Source organism: Claveliimonas monacensis (genome assembly GCF_014982975.1).
Lineage (GTDB): Bacteria > Bacillota > Clostridia > Lachnospirales > Lachnospiraceae > Claveliimonas > Claveliimonas monacensis.
Genome location: NZ_JADCKL010000030.1, coordinates 1 through 2504, shown reverse-complemented (window position 1 = coordinate 2504; position 2504 = coordinate 1). Strand labels below are relative to the sequence as shown.

The following is a 2504-nucleotide window of genomic DNA, read 5'->3' as shown; positions in this document are numbered from 1 at the left end:
CCATATACCTCCCGCATGGATCTGTAATTCGCCGGATCCGTCGGGACGATGTTGATCTTGTATGCATCATGCTTGATGCGGTCCAGGATGGCTTCCGACAGAGGGCTGTCATCGCCACCAAGCTGGTCATACCAGCCATTGGAATCATACTGCGAACAGAAGATGGTAGATGATTTCCTGCGTCTTCTGTGGAGAAGTTCCAGTATATCATGCTGTTCCGCTTCCGTGGGTTTCAACAGAAGCCATTCATCAATGATCAGCAGGATCGGGTTGGCATATTTCGCCTGAACTTTTTTGTATGTGCCGTCATTACGTGCCAGCTCCAGCTCAAGAAGCAGATCCGGAAGCCGGACATATTTCGTCTTGTAACGCTGCTTGCAGGCTTCCATCCCAAACGCACAGGCCAGATAGGTCTTCCCGCTACCGGTAGCTCCGGTGATAAAGAGGTTCCTGTGCTCTGTGATATATTCACAGGTTGCAAGCCGTTCAATCAAAGATCGGTTCAACTTGCGTCCGGAAGTATAATTGATATCTCCAATATAGGCATCCGGCTGGTCAAACCCGGCACCCCGTATCAGGCGTTTCAGGCTGTTGCTCTTGCGGTTGCTGTATTCGATGTCCACCAGCATCCCGAAGCGGTCCTCGAAAGGGATCTCCTTCATTTTGGGATCTTCAAGCTGAGTGCGGAATGCATCCGACATAGAAGTCAGGCGCATTTCAATGAGTTTATCTATCGTGCTTTGTGTGGTCATGGTTCCTTACCTCCTGTAGTAATCTGCGCCTCTTGTAAGCGCATGGCTGCTCTTTGACGGTTCTGTATGGCTGCCTGTTGCTGCTTTGTCCGATGCCTCCAGCAGGTCGCTCCCGGTATCAAGGATGTTTTTGATACTCTTATAGCTGGGAGCAGCCGTAAAGGAGAGGGCTTTCCGGCAGGCAGCTTCCAAACGGCTGGCAGAATACTTGTCGGCCAGTTTCAGAAGCCCCATACAACTGCGGTAGGACTGCTGTTCTACACGCTTGGAGGTAAGGATCGCGTCAACTACCTGACTGGTGTTGGAGCCAATCCGCTCCGCCCATTTGCGGAAACGGTCACCGTTCCATTCCAGATACTGCTGATGGGATTCCGGCATGTGTTCTGTAACCGTACTGTACTGCCCTTTACGGCCATACAAACGCCGGTGGGATGCGATCCGGTTGTGATTGTAAAAAATCTCAATCGTTTTATCTGTAACCCTTACATCAACTTTGCGCTTTATATATTCATAAGGAACTGAGTATAGCATTCCGGCAAAGGATATGTGATAATTGAACTGAACGGTGGCTTGTTTCCATTCCGCCAGTTCATATGGGGTAGCAGGTAAAGGTGCCAGGAGTGGCAGTTCTTCGTCGCGGAAGATCTCGTACCGGCTGCCCTCTTTCTTTTGGAAAGGGCGGTGGCTGAAAACTTCCAGCTTCTGACGGATTGCCCGGTTTAACTCACTGAGGGAGAAGAACTGTTCATTACGCAAGGCTGCTGTAATCCAGGTGGAAATATTCCCCACACTGCCTTCGACATTTGCTTTATCGCGAGGGGTCCGAATGCGGGCTGGAATAATCGCAGTGCCATAGTGTTCTGCCATTTCCTGATAGACTGCATTGATCCGTTGATCTTTCCACCCCTTGTTGTGGTCCACAGCAGTACGGCAGTTATCCGGCACGAGGATCTTTGCGACACCGCCAAAGTATTCGTACATATGAACATGTGCTGCGATCCATGAAGGCTGTTTTTCATCCATGAATGCCTCAACATATGGGTACTGGCTGTAAGTCATCACCCCTACGAAAATGTGGGCATCCAGGATCTCGCCGGTATCCGGGTCAATAATGTGTGCCGGATCTCCGGCCCAGTCAACCTCAACCTGCTCCGCAGGCTTACGGTTGATATGCATGGTGGCGCGGCGCTTCTGCTCGTCCTGCTGGATGTAATAGCAGAACTGTGAATACATAAGCGGCTCGTCTCCGGAAAGGCGGCATTCCTCGAGGTATTCCGTCCAGAGGAGTTTCTTATTCACCCCATTACGGAGAAGCTCCTTGCGGATATGCGCATAATCCGGCATGCGCCTGTTTGACTGAGACGCAGGACTGTTCTTCTTCGGAAACAGAAGTTGCTCAATCTCTGCATCGGTCTGGTTTGGGTTAAGCGGCCATGAGATTCCTTTTTCTCTGGCAGCTTTTAAAACCTTATTGACCGTTTTCTTGGACACACCACAGCTAAGTGCGATGTTTGTTTGACTGAGATTCAGACTGGCAAGCCTGATGATCTCACGATATTTGGTCATAACAGCTGACCTCCTTAAAATGTATTTACGTCAAGTGACGCATACATACATTATAAGGAAAAAAGATGCGGTTTCCATGACTCCGGAATACAGGTTTCCATTAAAACGGAAGTGCGGTTTCCTTCACATCGGAACGCCGGTTTCCAATCTCCGGAATTGAGGTGTAAAACCGCCCGGAATACTCAA

General features: G+C 49.8%; 2 protein-coding genes. Both read right to left on the bottom strand.

The features are described 5' to 3' along the window. Positions 1 to 752, bottom strand: a 752-nt coding sequence (locus INF30_RS14515; RefSeq protein ID WP_226395715.1) for an ATP-binding protein, incomplete at its 3' end; no start/stop codon positions are given. Positions 753 to 758: 6 nt separating this feature from the next. Further along, complete coding sequence (gene istA, locus INF30_RS14510) at positions 759 to 2318, bottom strand: IS21 family transposase (protein ID WP_226395714.1); 1560 nt, start codon at positions 2316 to 2318, stop codon at positions 759 to 761. Between the last annotated feature and the right edge of the window lie 186 nt (positions 2319 to 2504).

Bases quoted from the DNA above. Each gene is read 5' to 3' on its own strand.
- istA (WP_226395714.1), bottom strand. From the start codon at position 2,318: ATGACCAAATATCGTGAGATCATCAGGCTTGCCAGTCTGAATCTCAGT.